The 15,585-nt window shown below is 74.0% G+C and carries 14 protein-coding genes; 9 read left to right on the forward strand and 5 right to left on the reverse strand.

What is annotated here, in order from left to right:
* Window positions 1–8: 8 nt before the first annotated feature.
* The gene (locus ACIQGV_RS26020; RefSeq protein ID WP_402498239.1) at window positions 9–1,478 is read right to left on the reverse strand and encodes a zf-HC2 domain-containing protein; all 1,470 of its coding nucleotides are present in this window, start codon (window positions 1,476–1,478) and stop codon (window positions 9–11) included.
* A gap of 68 nt (window positions 1,479–1,546) precedes the next feature.
* Entirely contained in the window at window positions 1,547–2,128 is a 582-nt protein-coding gene (locus tag ACIQGV_RS26025; protein WP_402498068.1) for a sigma-70 family RNA polymerase sigma factor, read from the reverse strand.
* Window positions 2,129–2,498: 370 nt separating this feature from the next.
* Between ACIQGV_RS26025 and ACIQGV_RS26030 the strand changes: the two genes are divergently transcribed.
* The gene (locus tag ACIQGV_RS26030; RefSeq protein WP_402498069.1) at window positions 2,499–2,879 is read left to right on the forward strand and encodes an STAS domain-containing protein; all 381 of its coding nucleotides are present in this window, start codon (window positions 2,499–2,501) and stop codon (window positions 2,877–2,879) included.
* 144 nt (window positions 2,880–3,023) lie between these two features.
* The gene (locus ACIQGV_RS26035; protein ID WP_402498072.1) at window positions 3,024–3,536 is read left to right on the forward strand and encodes an EF-hand domain-containing protein; all 513 of its coding nucleotides are present in this window, start codon (window positions 3,024–3,026) and stop codon (window positions 3,534–3,536) included.
* 523 nt (window positions 3,537–4,059) lie between these two features.
* Here ACIQGV_RS26035 and ACIQGV_RS26040 read toward each other — a convergent pair.
* Window positions 4,060–5,562, reverse strand: coding sequence for a class I adenylate-forming enzyme family protein (locus tag ACIQGV_RS26040; protein ID WP_402498073.1), 1,503 nt, complete (start codon window positions 5,560–5,562; stop codon window positions 4,060–4,062).
* A 105-nt stretch (window positions 5,563–5,667) separates the two neighbouring features.
* Between ACIQGV_RS26040 and ACIQGV_RS26045 the strand changes: the two genes are divergently transcribed.
* The 4 genes from ACIQGV_RS26045 to ACIQGV_RS26060 all read left to right on the forward strand — a co-directional run bounded on the left by ACIQGV_RS26045 (window position 5,668) and on the right by ACIQGV_RS26060 (window position 9,899).
* On the forward strand, window positions 5,668–6,864 hold the full coding sequence (locus tag ACIQGV_RS26045; RefSeq protein ID WP_402498075.1) for an amidohydrolase family protein: 1,197 nt from the start codon (window positions 5,668–5,670) through the stop codon (window positions 6,862–6,864).
* Window positions 6,864–7,997 (forward strand): acyl-CoA dehydrogenase family protein, encoded by a 1,134-nt coding sequence (locus tag ACIQGV_RS26050; protein WP_402498077.1) that lies wholly within the window; start codon window positions 6,864–6,866, stop codon window positions 7,995–7,997. The genes ACIQGV_RS26045 and ACIQGV_RS26050 overlap by 1 nt, the downstream gene beginning before the upstream one ends.
* 5 nt (window positions 7,998–8,002) lie before the next feature.
* Window positions 8,003–8,896: an acyl-CoA dehydrogenase family protein gene (locus tag ACIQGV_RS26055; protein ID WP_402498080.1), complete on the forward strand. Its 894-nt coding sequence runs from the start codon at window positions 8,003–8,005 to the stop codon at window positions 8,894–8,896.
* Window positions 8,897–9,404: 508 nt separating this feature from the next.
* A complete protein-coding gene (locus ACIQGV_RS26060; protein WP_402498082.1) occupies window positions 9,405–9,899 on the forward strand; it encodes an ATP-binding protein in 495 nt (164 codons plus the stop codon).
* 349 nt (window positions 9,900–10,248) lie between these two features.
* On the opposite strand, the gene ACIQGV_RS26065 is transcribed toward ACIQGV_RS26060, so the two are convergent.
* Window positions 10,249–11,175 (reverse strand): cyclase family protein, encoded by a 927-nt coding sequence (locus tag ACIQGV_RS26065; protein ID WP_402498084.1) that lies wholly within the window; start codon window positions 11,173–11,175, stop codon window positions 10,249–10,251.
* A gap of 85 nt (window positions 11,176–11,260) precedes the next feature.
* On the opposite strand from ACIQGV_RS26065, the gene ACIQGV_RS26070 reads away from it, so the two are divergent.
* From ACIQGV_RS26070 to ACIQGV_RS26080, 3 genes are all read left to right on the forward strand, one after another.
* Entirely contained in the window at window positions 11,261–12,166 is a 906-nt protein-coding gene (locus ACIQGV_RS26070) for an SDR family oxidoreductase (protein ID WP_402498086.1), read from the forward strand.
* A 125-nt stretch (window positions 12,167–12,291) separates the two neighbouring features.
* Window positions 12,292–13,440, forward strand: a complete 1,149-nt coding sequence (locus ACIQGV_RS26075) for an acyl-CoA dehydrogenase family protein (RefSeq protein ID WP_402498242.1) — start codon at window positions 12,292–12,294, stop codon at window positions 13,438–13,440.
* Between the two features lie 13 nt (window positions 13,441–13,453).
* Entirely contained in the window at window positions 13,454–14,503 is a 1,050-nt protein-coding gene (locus ACIQGV_RS26080; protein WP_402498087.1) for a Zn-dependent alcohol dehydrogenase, read from the forward strand.
* A gap of 40 nt (window positions 14,504–14,543) precedes the next feature.
* On the opposite strand, the gene ACIQGV_RS26085 is transcribed toward ACIQGV_RS26080, so the two are convergent.
* Window positions 14,544–15,566, reverse strand: a complete 1,023-nt coding sequence (locus ACIQGV_RS26085; protein WP_402498090.1) for a GlxA family transcriptional regulator — start codon at window positions 15,564–15,566, stop codon at window positions 14,544–14,546.
* Between the last annotated feature and the right edge of the window lie 19 nt (window positions 15,567–15,585).

Genomic DNA, 15,585 nt, shown 5'->3' on the forward strand with positions numbered 1-15,585 from the left:
TCCGGCTTCTACATGCGGCTCAGTGACGCCGCCGCGTACAGGACCTCTCTGATCGCCCCGCGGTCGCCCAGCTGGCCCGCCGCCGCCTCCTCCGGGGGCACATGGCCGGCGGCCAGCCGGCAGAACTCCACGCCGTCCAGGGCGACATGGGCCACCTCGTGCGCCGCGGACGCGACGGCCGCGGGGGAGTCCAGGGGGATCAGCCACTCGCCGCCGCCCGTGCCCTCGATCTCCAGCCGCAGCGTGCGGCCGGGCTCACCGGCCGCGACGAGGCGGCGCTCCGGGCCCGGCGAGGCGAGGCCGGCCCGCCGGCGCGCGGCGAGCACGGTCGGCAGGGCCCTCGCGGCCAGGTCGACCATCGCATGGAGATGGCGGCCGGAGGGCGGGTCGTACGGGTAGTCCACCGCGTCCGCGATGTCCTCCGCGTGCACCCAGCACTCGAAGGCGCGGTCGATCATCGCGTCGCGCAGCGGCAGCCCGAGGTCTCCGTAGGACACCGGGAGGCCGCCCGAGGTGCCGCCGGTGAAGGACGCCGTGCGCACGATGGCGTGGCTCTGCTCCCGCCAGGGCGCCCGGACGGTACGGGTCGGCGGGAAGTGCGAGGCCCGCCAGTACGCCTCGGTGCGTGCGGCCGGGGCACCGGGGCCGGGCGGTGCCTGCGCGGCGTCGCCCAGCGGGTCGGCGAGACCGAGGGCGAGCGCGACCAGGCCGTCGACGGCCAGCAGATGCGCGATGACGCCGGCGACCGTCGTACGGCGGCTCGTGGCCTGTCGGCCCTCGAACCAGCGCAGCCGCACCGGCGCGTGCCACTCGGCGTCCCCGAAGTCCTGGAGCAGGGCGTCCAGGCGCGCGGTCTCGGCGTCGTAGGCGGTCGCCCAGGCGGGCACGGGGATGCGCGGCGGGCGCCGCTCCAGGCAGGCCGACAGCACGCGGGTGCGCAGGGCGGGGTCCAGGTCGAGGCTCTCGGGCCGCTGGAGCAGTCCGACCGCCTCGCGCAGCCGCAGCGCCTCCTCGGCGCAGGAGCCGCAGGTGCCGAGGTGCTCCTCCACCGCGGCGGTCTCCTCCGGTGAGCACGCGGCCAGCGCCCACGCGCCGAGCAGCGCCTTCAGGACCTGGTGCTCCAGCACCGGCGGCACAGGCGGCCCGGCCGAGTCCGGCAGCGTCGTCCCGCTGTCCTCGACGGAGGCCCGCGGAAGCGGTATGCGCGGCGGCCGGCCGGGATCGGACGCACCTCCGGAGCCGGGACCGGGACCCCCGGGACCGGGACCCCCGGGACCGGGACCCCCGGGACCGGAGCCGCCGGGACCGGGTCCGCCGGGGTGGCCCGGACCTCCGGGACCTTCTGCGGGAGGCCGGCCGGCGGGGTCGTCGGGACCGCTCCGGGGGCCGTGGCGGCCGTCCGGCCCCTCGGTGTCCCCGGAGTCTCCCGGAGCGGCTCCGGATCCCGTCGGGTCACCGGGACCGAGGGCGTACGGCATGACCGGGTGGTGCTCCTTCGGTGCGTCGCGGACGAGGTCCGCATGCTCCGGGAACGGGGGCGGCTCGCTCACGCGGCACCCCCGTACCCCGGTGGTGCGCCGGGCGCGCCGGCGTCGTGGGCGGTGGACAGGAGCTGCAGTCCGAGGCGCAGACGGCGCCGGGCCTCGTCCTCGGTGACGCCGAGGTCGACGGCGGCCTGGCGGTAGTCGCGGCGCTGGAAGTAGGCCAGCTCCAGGGCGGCGCGCAGAGGTGCGGGCATGGCCTGGACGATGTAGTCGGCGCGGGCGGCGACGGACGCCCGGTGGACCTTGCCCTCCAGCTCCTCGGCGGTGCCGGGCCCGCCCCGCTCCAGCGCGGCGGTCTCGGTGGCGCGCAGGCGCTGCACGGCGAGGCGGTGGGTCAGTGTGGCGACCCAGGAGCGCAGCGGGCCCTGCTTGGGGTCGTAGCTGTCGGGGTGCTCCCACACATGCGCGAAGACGTCACGGGTGACGGTGTCGGCGGCGCGCTCGTCGCCCAGGACGGTGTGGGCGAGGCCGTGCACGAGGGAGGCGAAGCGGTCGTAGAACTCGCCGAGGGCCGCCGCCTCTCCGCGGGCGAGACGCTGCTGCATCTTGCGGTCCCAGCGGGGTGGTGCGTCCTTCGTCGCCATACGGCCCCCTCCCCCTGCTCGTGTTCCGGCCGGTGACCAGCGTGCGTCCGCCGTGTTCTCGAATGTAGTCGGCACGTCCGACAACGCACGCCCCTTTGTGGCAATGTGCGCCCCCTGGCGAGCCCCGAGTGATAGTGGACCTTTGGTGCACCTCGTGCCTTCTGCCGCGCCTGCCCGACCTGTACGGGGTCGGACATGTCCCTGACGCGATCGAACAGGATCGAAGGCGATGGAAACAAGCCTCTTCTCGTCGGCATTCGTTTCCAGCCCTTTGTTTCAGGGAACGGCGGCTGGGCAGCCGCGCTGGAAGGAAGCGTAGGACCTGCTTCCGTTTCCTGGCGGTTCCGGCAGTTTCAGGCGAACGAAGGGCATGGTGGTGGCGTTCAATGTGACCGATGACGAGCGCGGGGACTGGGCCGTGCTCCGGGTGACGGGCGAGCTGGACCTGGTGACATCGCCGGTTTTGCGCCAGCGGGTCCACGACATGGTGGCCGAGGGCCGCCACCGCCTCGTCGTCGACCTCTCCGAGGTCGTCTTCTGCGACTCCAGCGGTGTCGGCGTGCTCATCGCCGCACGTCGGCTGCTGCGCTCCTGCCAGGGCCGGATGCGGCTGATCCTGCCCGCCGAGGGCGCCCCCGAGGGCTCCCATGTGAACCGCGTCATCGGGGCCCTGGGGGTGCGCCGGCTGTTCGACGTCCATCCCGACCTGGCCTCGGCCGTCACGGAGGACGAACGTCCGTTGTCGGCGTGACGGCGTGCGGGCCGTGCCACACCGTTGTCCCGAAATTCCCCCGGTCCTGGCACAACCGTCGCTTTCCCGCTCCGGCGGGCCGTCCGGCGTCGTACGCTCCGTGCCGGAAACACCCCGACGTGATGTGAGGCGGCCCGAGAAGACATGGTCAGCAGCGACTACGAGCGCAGGATCGCGGCCAGGTTCGCCGGTTTCGACCAGGACGGCAACGGCTACATCGACCGCGAGGACTTCAGCGGTGCCGCCAAGGCGCTGCTCGCGGAGTTCGGCACACCGGCCCGCTCCGACAAGGGACAGGCCCTGTACGCGGGCGCGGAGGCGTTCTGGCAGGGCATGGCGGGGATAGCGGACCGGGACGGGGACCAGCGCATCAGCCGGGACGAGTTCGTCAACGGCGCGGTGAAGCGGCTGCGGGACAACCCGGACCGGTTCGCGGAGATCGCCCGCCCCTTCCTGCACGCCGCGCTGGACGTCGCGGACACCGACGGCGACGGCGCGGCGACCGTCGCGGACACCGCGCGGATGCTCACCATCCTGGGCGTCACCGAGGCCGTCGCGCGGACGGTCGCCGGAGCCCTGGACACCGACGGCGACGGCAGGGTCGGCGAGTCGGAACTCGTCCCCGCCTTCGCCCGCTACTTCACCGTGCCCGAGTAACCCGGCCACGCCCGGCCACGGCGGTCCCCCCACGCCCGGATCGCGCGGTTCCGCTGCGCCCGGGCAGATGGCGGCACCGCGCCCGGACGGGGTTGTTCCGCTGCGCCCGAGGGCGGCCGCCCGCACCGTGCCCGGACGGGACGGCCTCACCACACCCGATCGGCACGACGGCTTCACCCCGCCCGTCGGGCCCGAGCGGGTCGGCCCCCTGTCCGGGCGGGGCCGTCCCCCGTCCGGTGGGGTGGCCGCACGGCATCCGGGCGGGGAGGCTTCGCCGTGTCCGGGGCGGTACTCCTGCCCGGGCGGGTCGGTTCCCCCTCCGTCCCAGTGGGTCGGTTCCCCCCTGTCCGGGCGGGGCCGTCCCCCGTCCGGTGGGGTGGCCGCACGGCATCCGGGCGGGGAGGTTTCACCGTGCCCGGGGCGGGTGGCCCTGTCGGGCCCGGGCGGGGCGGTCCTTCTGCCCGGGTGGGTCGGTTTCCCCTCCGTTCCAGTGGGTCGGTTCCCCCTGTCCGGGCGGGGTGGTTCATTCGTCCGCGAAGCGTTCGCGCAGTTCGTACTTGAGCACCTTGCGCAGGGTCTCGCCCCGCGGAAGGGCTTCCACCACCTCCAGTTGCTCCGGCAGCTTGTGCACCGACAGTCCCTGCGCGCGCAGATACCCCGTCACGGTCCGCAGGGTCAGCTCCGGGGCCCCGGGCGGCTGTTCCACGACCGCGCACACCCGCTCCCCGCGCTCGGGGTCCGGGAGCCCGATCACCGCCACGTCCCCGACGGCGGGGTGCGCGGCGAGCAGGTCCTCGATCTCCCTGGCCGAGATGTTCTCGCCCTTGCGGATGATCACGTCCTTGAGGCGGCCGGTGAGCACCAGATGGCCGCTGTCGGTCAGTCGGCCCAGGTCGCCGGTGCGCAGGAACCCCTCCTCGTCGAACGCCTCCGCGGTCTGCGCCGGATCGAGGTAGCCCCGGCACACCGCCTCCCCGCGCAGCCGGACCTCGCCGTCGACGATCCGTATCTCCATGCCCCGCGGCGGGCGCCCCTCGGTCGTGGCGAGGTGGTCGGCGCTGTCGCCGGGGTCGCCCATGGTGATCATCGGCACCTCGGTCATGCCGTAGCCGTGGGTGAGCGTCACGCCCATCTCGCGTGTCACCGCGTGGTACAGCTCCGGCGGCTTCGGCGCCCCGCCGCCGGCGAGCAGCCGCAGGGTGGGGATCAGCCTCACGGCGGGCTCCTTGCGCTGCTCGGCCAGGAGCATCGAGTAGAACGCCGTCGACCCGCCCGCGATCGTCACGCCGTGCCGGCGGTACTCCGCCACCGCCCCGGGCAGCGCGAACTGCTCGAACAGCACGGCCGGGAAGCCGTACAGCAGCAGCATCACCATGTAGTCGGGGCCGCCTATGTGGGCGTAGGGGAACGCGATCGAGCCGACGTCCGCCGGCCGCGGCCGCAGCGCGTGGGCGAGGCAGGAGCCGCCCGCGATCAGTGAACGGTCCGTGTGCAGCACGCCCTTGGGGACGGAGGTCGTGCCGGACGTCCAGTGGATCCAGCGCACGGAGGTGCCCTCGGCGGGCGGGGGCGGCAGGACGGCCGGATCGCCCTCCGGGAGTGCGTCGTACGCCTGGAGGATCCCCTTCGCGCCGAGGCGCCGGGCCATCCCGGTGTGGTCGAAGCCGCGCCACACGCCCGGCACCGCGAAGAACTCGGCCCTGGACTCGCGCAGCGCGAAGCCGACCTCGCGGTCGCGGTGGAAGGGGATCACCGGTGACTGCACGGCACCCAGGCGGGCCAGCGCGAAGGACAGCACGACCGTCTCCAGCCGGGTGGGCAGCTGCCAGGCGACGACCGTGCCGGGCCGCACCCCCATGCCGTGCAGGCCCGCCGCGGTCCGCTCGGCACGCGCACGCAGTGCGCCGAAGGTGAGCGTGCGCCCGCCCTGGAGCAGCACGGGACGGCCGGGGATGAGACGGGCCCGGGCGTCGAGCAGGTCCCAGAGCGTACGGGAGGAACTCAGGGAGTGCGGGGTGTCGTTCACGTCTGCTGCCCCCTTCGTGGCCGACGGATTCCTTGGCTGACGGCTCGCCGGCTGTCATGCTATCTGACGGACCATCAGATAAGTACCGTCCGGCGGAGGGGACCCATGACGACGGAACTGCCCCGGATCGTCAGCGTCGACGACCATGTGATCGAGCCCGCGCACCTCTTCGAGACCTGGCTTCCGCGGGCCTACCGCGACCGCGGACCCCGGCCGCTGACCGCCGGGATCGGAGAACTCGCCTACGTCGGCGGCAAGTACCAGATCACGATGGACCCCGACGGCCCGCCCACCGACTGGTGGATCTACGAGGACCTGATGTTCCCGTACAAGCGCAACATCGCCGCCGTCGGCTTCGACCGCGACGAGATGACCCTGGAGGGCATCACCCGGGAGCAGATGCGCCGCGGCTGCTGGGACCCCGCCGCACGGCTGGCGGACATGGACCTCAACCACGTCGAGGCCAGCCTCTGCTTCCCGACCTTCCCGCGCTTCTGCGGCCAGACCTTCGCCGAGGCCCACGACAAGGAGGTCGCCCTCGCCTGCGTGCGCGCCTACAACGACTGGATGGTCGAGGAGTGGTGCGGCGACAGCGGCGGCCGGCTGATCCCGCTGTGCCTGATCCCGCTGTGGGACATCGGCCTGGCGGTCGCGGAGATCCGGCGCAACGCCGCGCGCGGGGTGCGCGCGGTGACCTTCTCCGAGATCCCCGCCCACCTCGGGCTGCCGTCCGTCCACTCCGGCCACTGGGACCCGTTCTTCGCGGTGTGCGAGGAGACCGGCACGGTCGTCAACATGCACATCGGGTCGTCCTCGCAGATGCCCGCCGCGTCCCCCGACGCACCGCCCGCCGTCCAGGCGTCGCTGTCCTTCAACAACGCCATGGCCTCGATGACGGACTTCCTCTTCAGCGGCGTGCTGGTCCGCTTCCCCCGGCTGAAACTCGCCTACTCGGAGGGCCAGATGGGGTGGATCCCGTACGCCCTGGAACGCGCCGACGACGTCTGGGAGGAGCACCGCGCCTGGGGCGGGGTGCGCGATCTGATCCCCGAACCGCCGTCCACGTACTACTACCGGCAGATCTTCTGCTGCTTCTTCCGCGACAGGCACGGGGTCGCGTCCCTCGACGCGGTGGGCCGCGACAACGCCACCTTCGAGACCGACTACCCCCACGTCGACTCGACCTTCCCGCACACCAAGGAGGTCGCCCTCGACCATGTGAAGGGCCTGGACGACGAGACGGTGTACAAGCTGATGCGCGGCAACGCCATCCGCATGCTCGGCCTGGACCTCGACCGCTGATGGACCTGTCGTACACGCCCGAGGAGGAGGACTTCCGGGCCCGGCTGCGCGAGTGGCTCGCCAGGACGCTGCCCACGCTGCCGCCGAAGCCGCCGGCGGCCGACTGGCCCGGGCGCCGGGCGTACGACATGGGCTGGCAGCGTCTGCTGTACGACGCCGGGTACGCCGACGTGCACTGGGACGCCTCCCCGACCCGGCGGCTGATCTTCCTCGAGGAGACCGAGAAGGCCGGGGCGCCCTACGTGGGGGCAGGGTTCGTCGGCCTGCTGCACGCCGGGCCGACCGTCGCCGCCGAGGGCACGCCCGGGCAGCGGGCCCGCTGGCTGCCGCCGATCCTGCGCGGCGAGGAGGTGTGGTGCCAGGGCTTCAGCGAGCCGGAGGCGGGCTCCGACCTCGCCTCTTTGCGCACGCGCGCGTGGCGCGACGGGGACGACTACGTGGTGAGCGGCTCCAAGATCTGGACCTCGCACGCCGAGGTCGCCGACTGGTGCGAACTGCTGGTGCGCACCGGCCCGGCCGCCCCGAAGCACCACGGCATCACCTGGCTCGCCCTGCCCATGGACGCGCCCGGCGTCACCGTACGGCCGCTGCGGACCCTCGCCGGGTCCGACGAGTTCGCCGAGGTCTTCCTGGACGAGGTCCGGGTGCCGGCCGCCAACCGGGTCGGCGCCGAGAACGACGGCTGGCGCGTGACCATGGTGACCCTGTCCTTCGAGCGCGGCACGGCCTTCGCCGGCGAGGTCGTCGCCTGCCGCCGCGTCCTCGGTGAACTCGCCCGCGAGGCCCGCCGCAACGGCCGCTGGGACGACCCCGTCCTGCGCCGCCGGCTCGGACGGCTCGACGCCGAGTTCCGCGCGCTGTGGCGGCTCACCCAGTGGAACGTCAGCGCGGCGGAGACCTCCGGCGGGGTGCCCGGCGTGGGCGGCTCGGTCTTCAAGCTGAGCTACTCGCAGGCACGCCAGGCCCTGTACGACACCGCGGCCGACGTCCTCGGCGCCGACAGCCTCGACCTCGACCGGCCCTGGGTCCTCGACCGGCTGTCGTCGCTGTCCTACACCGTCGCGGCCGGGACCTCGGAGATCCAGCGGACGATCGTGGCCGAGCGGATCCTCGGCCTGCCGAGAGGACGGTGAGAACGGTGAGGTTCGGACCGACCCCGGACCAGCGGGCGTTGCGCGAGGGCATGCGGGCGCTGCTCGCGCGCCGGTTCGGGCCCGAGGAACTGCGCGCGGCCGTCGGGCGCGACCGGCTGGACCGGGACCTGTGGCGGGCCCTGGGCGCCGCCGGGTTCTTCGCGCTGCGGCTCCCGCAGACGCGGGGCGGGGTCGGACTCGGCCTGCCCGAGGCCGTGCTGGTCTTCGAGGAGGCCGGCCGGGCCCTGCTCCCGGGACCGCTGATCGCCACGCATCTCGCCGCGGAGCCGATGCCGGACGCGGCGGGCGGGGACGCCGTCGTCACCCGCGTCGACGCGGGACTGGTGGAGTGGCTCGACGAGGCGGACACGGTGCTCGGCCCCGCGGAGGGCGTCCGGGAAGCCGTGCCCGTGCGGTCGGTCGATCCGCTGACCCCGCTGCACCGGGTGCCCGGCGTGGCCGCGCGGCCGGCCGGACCCGATCCCGTCGCCGTCCTGCTCACGGCCGCCGAGCAGCTCGGGTCGGCCGCGCGGACCTGTGAGCTGGCGGTGCAACACGCGCGTGTGCGGGAACAGTTCGGCAGGCCGATCGGGAGCTTCCAGGCGGTCCAGCATCTGTGCGCCGGGCAGCTGGTGCGGCTGGAGACGGCCCGTGCGGCCGTCTACGCGGCGGCGGTGACCTCCCGCCCCGCCGACATCGCGGCGGCCCGGCTGCTGGCGGACGAGGCGGCCGTCCGCGGAGCGCGTGACTGCCTCCAGGTGTACGGCGGCACGGGATTCACCTGGGAGGCGGAGGTGCATCTGCATCTGAAACGCGCGTGGGTGCGGGCCCGCAGGGCGGGCGGCGGGGCGGAGGGCGAGGAACTCCTGGCGCGTGATCTGGCGGCCGGGGACGGGTGAGGGGCCCCGGGCCTGCGGGAACGGTTCAGCCGTGGCCCGGATGTCGCGGACCGTGGCATCCCGGAATCACAGAGCGTTGATATCGGGTTGTGTCCTATGCGTGACTCGTCACGTCCTGGAGTCGGCGACCGGCTCCGGTACCTTGTGTGGGATGCGAGTGGTTCCGAGGGCGAGCCATACCGGAGTCGCCTCTGAGACGGCCCAGGTGCCGACGGCGCACGCCGCTGCTCGCGGGGCAGAAGTGCGAGAAACCGCTGCCTGTTCGACTCCTCGGAGCGAGCGTCGCACAGTATCCCGCACGGGTACTCCTTCGCGCTGGAATATGCCCGAAGCGCTTGTTGGGGTGACGGAACGTCAATCAAGCTGTTCTGCAAGGAACTCACGTTCCGTGACGCTAGCTCTGGCTGTTGTTCTGGTCATGCAGAAAATGGCTACGATCGTGGCCCTCGTGAGGCGCGAGCCTTTGTGTCCGCCGGTTCGGATGGTGTGAGCGGTGCAGGTGCTTCAAGTGCAGCTGGAAGTGCGGCCCGACCCCGCTGAGGTGGGGCGAGCCCGGAGGTGGGCACGTGCGCGGCTCGCCGGGGCGGGCGTGGAGGCCGACGAGCCGCTCGCCGAGACGCTGATCCTCCTGGTGTCCGAGCTGGTCACCAACGCCGTGGTGCACACCGGCCGTCCGGCCGTGCTGCGGCTCGTGCTGCCGCTCGCCGCGGGAGCCGCGGCGGGGCTCGCGGCCGGGTCCGCGGCCGGGTCCGCGGCCGTCCGTCTGGAGGTCGCCGACACCAGCGGCCGCGCCCCGGTGCCGCGCTGTGCCGACGGCGAGGAGACCGGGGGCCGCGGCCTCGCCCTCGTCGACGGCCTGGCGGACCGCTGGGGCTGGAGTCCCGACGGGGCCGGCAAACGCATCTGGTGCGAACTGGACCGCTGTCCCGAGCCCCGCGCGGCCGCTCCGGCCTGCGACGGCGTTGCGACGGCGTACGAAGGGCTGGCCTACGAGGCGGTGTGATCCGCTGCGCCGACAGGGTGCGGTGCGCCGGGGGTGTGCTTCCGTGCGCTCCGGCTGTGATCAGGGCGTGCATAACAATTCGCCATGCGGGTGTTGACGTCTCGTGTCCGTTTGATCACGCTTGTGGGCAGCGATTCGCCGCGAGGGGACGGCGAGGGTTCCGGTGACGGGAGCCCTCGGCGAGCGTGGGTCGTGATTCGGCGTCGGTGTCCCCAGGGTCGAGGGGGACGACGGGGGTCCCTCCTCGCTCGGGCACAGTCGTGCGAGCGGGCGGGAGCGCCGGAGCCGGACGGCGGCGCGCGATGCCGTGCTCGGGGCGGGCAGTTGCGCGCCGTCAGCCGGACCCCGGTCAGAGAACGGCCACCGGAGCCACCGGGGTTCCCGTCGCGCCCACGAACGGCTCGGGCATCGCGCACAGCAGGAAAGCGTGCCGCCCCTCCTCCCCGCAGACTGTGGACAACTCCTCCAGGTTCCAGTTCTGGCCCTGGAGCATCCCCATCTCCACCAGGTGCAGGGCGTGCACCGGGAGCCAGAGGCCCTCGATCTCCGGCGGGAAGACCTCGAAGGTGAGGGTGTCGTCGGCGACCGCCGCGACATCGCGCGCGTGGAACCACTCGGGGGTGCGCACCGACAGGCCCGGCGAGGGGTACGCGTACGCGTGCCGGTCCCCGGCCAGCAGCAGCCGCATCTGCCCCGTGCGCACCAGCACGACGTCCCCGGCCCGTACGCGCGTGCCCGCGAGCTCCTCGGCGGCCTCCAGGTCCTCCGGGGTGACCGCGTGGCCGCCGTCGAGCCGTTCGACGCCCCGCGCGCGTGCCACGTCCAGCAGCACCCCGCGCGAGACGAGGTGCCGCGCCTTGTCGATGCCCGCGAACGCGGCGCCGCCGTGCGCGGTGACCGTGCCGGCCGGGCGGCCGTTGTAGAGCCGCCCCGAGTGCGACACGTGCGTCAGGGCGTCCCAGTGGGTGCCCGCCTGGAGCCCCATCGTCACGACGTCGTCGCTGCACGCCACCGTGCCCGGTCCGAACAGCTCCTGGTTGACCTGCACCATCGCGTGCAGCGGGTCGATCCGGCCCGGGATCATGCCGGTCTGCACACCGTCCTGCCGCAGCGGCAGCGCGAGCGGGACACGGCGGCCCGTGCGCACACAGGCCGCGGCCGCCCGCACCACCTCGCCGGTGATGAGGTTGAGGGTGCCGATCTCGTCGTCGGCCCCCCAGCGGCCCCAGTTGTTCACGCGCCCGGCGATGTCGTGGAACTCGGCCGGCAGTGTCATCCGTGCCTCCCCGGGGCTTGTCCTGGCCCGTCCGTCGGGACTTAGAATCTAACGGACCGTCAGAAACCGCGGGAAGGGGCCGGGCGTGGGGAACTTCTTGACCGGCAAGGTCGTCGCCGTGACCGGGGCGGGACGGGGCATCGGCCGGGCGGTGGCCCTCGCGGCGGCCGCCGAGGGAGCCCGGGTCGTGGTCAACGACCACGGGGTCGCCGTCGACGGCGCCTCGCCCACGAGCGAGGTCGCCGACGCCGTCGTCAAGGAGATCGAGTCGGCCGGCGGCGAGGCCGTCGCGGTCGCCGACGACATCTCCGCCATGGCGGGCGGCCGACGGGTCGTCGACACGGCCCTCGCGGCGTACGGACGCCTCGACGGGGCCGTGTGCGTCGCCGGGATCCTGCGCGAGCGGATGCTGTTCAACATGACCGAGGACGAATGGGATCCCGTCCTCGCGACCCACCTCAAGGGCACGTTCACCGTGTTCCGGGCCGCCTCGGCGGTGATGCGCGCCCGGCGCTCGGGCACCCTGATCGGGTTCACCAGCGGCAACCACCAGGGCTCGGTGTCCCAGGCCAACTACAGCGCCGCGAAAGGGGGCGTCATCTCGCTGGTGCGCAGCGCCGCCCTGGGGCTGCACAAGTACGGCGTGACCGCCAACGCGGTGGCGCCGGTGGCCCGTACCCGGATGTCGGCGAACGTACCGGTGGAGCTGGACGGGATCGGGGAGCCGGAGGACGTGGCCGCGCTCGTCGTGTATCTGCTGTCGGACCGGGCCCGGGAGATCACCGGGCAGGTGTACACGGTCGCCGGCCCGAAGATCGCGGTGTGGGCCCAGCCCCGGGAGCTGCGTGCCGCCTACGCCGACGGGGGCTGGACCCCCGAGCGGATCGCGCGGTTCCTGCCGGGGTCCGTCGGCGTGGACCCGATGCCGATGCTGGAGCAGGTCGCGGAGATGGAACGGGCCGCGGCGAAGGGCGAGCGGCCCAACGCCTAGCGCGTGGAAGCCTCCCGCCCCGGACGCCTCCCGCCGTGCGCGGCAGTCCGCGCGGGGCGGCGTCCCGCACAGTTCCCCGCGCCCCTGCGGCGTGGCCGTCGACCGGCGACATGAAGGAGACCGCCGTGGACTTCGGGTTCACCGCCGAGGACGAGGCGTTCCGCCGCGAGGCCCGGGCCTGGCTCGCCGCGCACGCCGGGGCCGGACCGGACCGGCGCGCGTGGGAGCGGACGCTCGGCAGGGCCGGGTGGATCGGCATCGGGTGGGGAGAGGGCGGGTACGGGAACCGGACCGCCACGCTCACCCAGCAGGTCGTGTGGGCCGAGGAGTACGCGCGGTCGGCGGCGCCGCCGCGGTCCGGGCACATCGGGGAGAACCTGCTCGCGCCCACCCTCGTCGCCCATGGCACCGACGCGCAGAAGGCCCGTTTCCTGCCGCCCGTCGCCGCCGGCGAGGAGCTGTGGTGCCAGGGGTACAGCGAGCCCGAGGCGGGTTCGGACCTGGCCGGGCTGCGCACCAGGGCCGTGCGAGCCGGTGACGGGACGTACCGGATCAGCGGGCAGAAGATCTGGACCTCCTTCGCCCATGAGGCCGACTGGTGCTTCGTGCTGGCGCGCACCGGTCCCGGCTCGCGGCGCCACCACGGTCTGAGCCTGCTGCTGGTCCCGATGGACCAGCCCGGACGCATCGAGGTGCGGCCCATCCGGCAGGCCACCGGGGCCGGCGACTTCAACGAGGTCTTCTTCGACGGCGCCCACGCCCGCCCGGAGCACGTCGTCGGCGGCGAGGGCGCGGGCTGGCGGGTCGCGATGAGCCTGCTCGGGTTCGAGCGGGGGGTGTCCACGCTCGCCCAGCAGATCGGTTTCGCCCAGGAGCTGGGCAGGGTGGTGCGGACGGCCGTGGAGAACGGGGCCGCCGCCGATCCCGTCGTGCGCGAGCGCCTCGTACGGCAGTGGGCCGAGCTGCGGGTCATGCGCTGGCACGCGCTGCGCACGCTCGGCGGGGCGGGCGCGGGCGCGGGCGCCCCGAGCGTGGCCAAGCTGCTGTGGGGCGGGTGGCACCAGCGGCTGGGGGAGCTGGCCGTGCTGGTGCGGGGCGCGGAGGCGGGGACCGGGCCGCTCGCGTGGTCGGAGTCCGCGCCCTACGAACTCGACGCCGACCAGCATCTGTTCCTGTTCTCGCGGGCCGACACGATCTACGGCGGCTCGGACCAGATCCAGCGCACGATCATCGCCGAGCGGGTGCTCGGCCTGCCCAGGGGACCGAGGGGTTAGGGAAGGGGCCGGTATGCGTGGTGTGGTCTTCGACGGGAAGCGGACCCTGGTCGTGGACGACCTGGAGGTACGGGACCCCGGTCCCGGCGAGGTGCTGGTCGCGGTGTCGGCGGCCGGGCTGTGCCACAGCGATCTGTCGGTCGTCGACGGCACGATCCCCTTCCCGGTGCCCGTCGTGCTCGGGCACGAGGGGGCCGGGGTCGTGGAGCGGGTGGGCGCGGGCGTCACCCATGTCGCGCCCGGCGACCACGTGGCGCTGTCCACGCTCGCCAACTGCGGTGCCTGCGCCCAGTGCGACCGGGGCCGGCCGACCATGTGCCGGAAGGCCATCGGACGCCCCGGACGGCCCTTCACACGCGCGGGCGAGCCGCTGTTCCAGTTCGCCGCCGACTCGGCGTTCGCGGAACGGACCGTGGTGAAGGCCGTGCAGGCGGTCCCGCTGCCCGGCGACATCCCGATGCCGTCCGCCGCCCTCATCGGCTGCGCCGTGCTCACCGGGGTCGGGGCCGTGCTGAACCGGGCCCGGGTGGAGGCCGGGGACCGGGTCGTCGTCATCGGCGCGGGCGGGGTCGGCCTCAACGTCGTCCAGGGGGCCCGGCTGGCGGGAGCCGCGCGGATCGTGGCCGTGGACGCCAACCCGGACAAGGACGAGGCGGCCCGGCGGTTCGGCGCGACGGACTTCCTCACCTCGGTGGACGACGTGACCGGCGTGCTGCCCGCCGGTGCCGACCACGTCTTCGAGTGCGTCGGACGCGCCGACCTGGTCCGGCGGGCCGTGGACCTGCTCGACCGGCACGGACAGGCCGTCCTGCTCGGCGTACCGCCCGCGGCCGCGGAGGTGTCCTTCCCGGTCTCCTCCCTCTTCCTCGACAAGGCCGTCCTCGGCTGCCGCTACGGCTCCTCCCGGCCGCAGCGCGACATCGCCCGGTACGCCGAGCTGTACCGGGCCGGGCGGCTGATGCTGGACGAGCTGGTGACCCGTACCTATCTGGTGGAGGACTTCGAGAAGGCGGCCCAGGACGCGAGGGCGGGCCGGGTGGCCCGGGCGGTGCTGACGTTCTGATCCGGCGGCCGCCGGGCGAGGTCCGGCCGGCGGCGGCCCGTCAGCCCGTGGTGCCGGTGGGTGCCGCGGCGGTGCCGCGGCCGACGCGGAAGGTGCGGCGGTACGCGGTCGGTGTGACCCCGAGGGCCGTCTGAAGATGCTGGCGCATCGACTGGGCGGTGCCGAACCCGGCGTTCCCGGCCACCTGGTCGACCGACAGGTCGGTGGACTCCAGCAGATGCCGGGCCCGTTCCACGCGCTGCCGGGTCAGCCACTGGCCGGGGCTGACGCCGGCCTCCTCGCGGAAGCGGCGGGTGAAGGTCCGTACCGACATGGCCTCCTGCGCCGCCATGTCCCGCAGCTGGATCGGCTCGTGCAGCCGCTGCAGCGCCCAGGCGCGGGCCGTCGTCGTGGTCGCCTGCTGCGGATCCGGCACCGGCCGCTCGATGTACTGCGCCTGCCCGCCGTCGCGGTGCGGCGGTACGACCGTACGGCGGGCCACCTCGTTGGCGACGGCCGTGCCGTGGTCGCTGCGCACGATGTGCAGGCACAGATCGATGCCGGCCGCGACCCCCGCGGAGGTCAGCACGTCGCCGTCGTCGACGAACAGCACGTCGGGGTCCAGGTCGACCCGGGGGAACGTCCGCCGGAAGTGCTCGGCGTCGGCCCAGTGGGTCGTGGCGGGGCGGCCGTCGAGCAGCCCGGCCGCGGCGAGCACGTAGACGCCCGTGCAGATGGAGGCGAGCCGGGTGCCCGGGCGGATGTGCCGGAGGGCGGCGGCCAGCTCCTCGGTCAGCACGCCCTGCTCGAAGACCGGGCCCAGTTCGTAGGAGGCCGGGACGACCACGGTGTCGGCGGTGGCCAGGGCCTCCGGGCCGTGCCCGATCTGGACGGCGAAGTCGGCGTCCGTCTCGACCGGCCCCGGAGGCCGCACCGAGCAGGTCACCACCTCGTACAGATGCCGCCCCCGCGCGTCCCTGGGCCGGCCGAAGATGCGGTGCGGGATGCCCAGCTCGAAGGGCAGCAGTCCGTCCAGCGCGAGGACGACGACGCGGTGCGGTCGGAACTCCGGCTCACGGCTCATGGCCCGATCCTAGCGAATG

This window comes from Streptomyces sp. NPDC093094, from assembly GCF_044754345.1.
GTDB lineage: Bacteria > Actinomycetota > Actinomycetes > Streptomycetales > Streptomycetaceae > Streptomyces.

Excerpts from the sequence above, each read along its gene's own strand:
- ACIQGV_RS26085 (WP_402498090.1), bottom strand. The coding sequence starts at position 15,566 with ATGAGCCGTGAGCCGGAGTTCCGACCGCACCGCGTCGTCGTCCTCGCG.
- ACIQGV_RS26030 (WP_402498069.1), top strand. The coding sequence starts at position 2,499 with ATGGTGGTGGCGTTCAATGTGACCGATGACGAGCGCGGGGACTGGGCC.
- ACIQGV_RS26020 (WP_402498239.1), bottom strand. The coding sequence starts at position 1,478 with ATGCCGTACGCCCTCGGTCCCGGTGACCCGACGGGATCCGGAGCCGCT.
- ACIQGV_RS26080 (WP_402498087.1), top strand. The coding sequence starts at position 13,454 with ATGCGTGGTGTGGTCTTCGACGGGAAGCGGACCCTGGTCGTGGACGAC.
- ACIQGV_RS26050 (WP_402498077.1), top strand. The coding sequence starts at position 6,864 with ATGGACCTGTCGTACACGCCCGAGGAGGAGGACTTCCGGGCCCGGCTG.
- ACIQGV_RS26045 (WP_402498075.1), top strand. The coding sequence starts at position 5,668 with ATGACGACGGAACTGCCCCGGATCGTCAGCGTCGACGACCATGTGATC.
- ACIQGV_RS26025 (WP_402498068.1), bottom strand. The coding sequence starts at position 2,128 with ATGGCGACGAAGGACGCACCACCCCGCTGGGACCGCAAGATGCAGCAG.
- ACIQGV_RS26065 (WP_402498084.1), bottom strand. The coding sequence starts at position 11,175 with ATGACACTGCCGGCCGAGTTCCACGACATCGCCGGGCGCGTGAACAAC.
- ACIQGV_RS26035 (WP_402498072.1), top strand. The coding sequence starts at position 3,024 with ATGGTCAGCAGCGACTACGAGCGCAGGATCGCGGCCAGGTTCGCCGGT.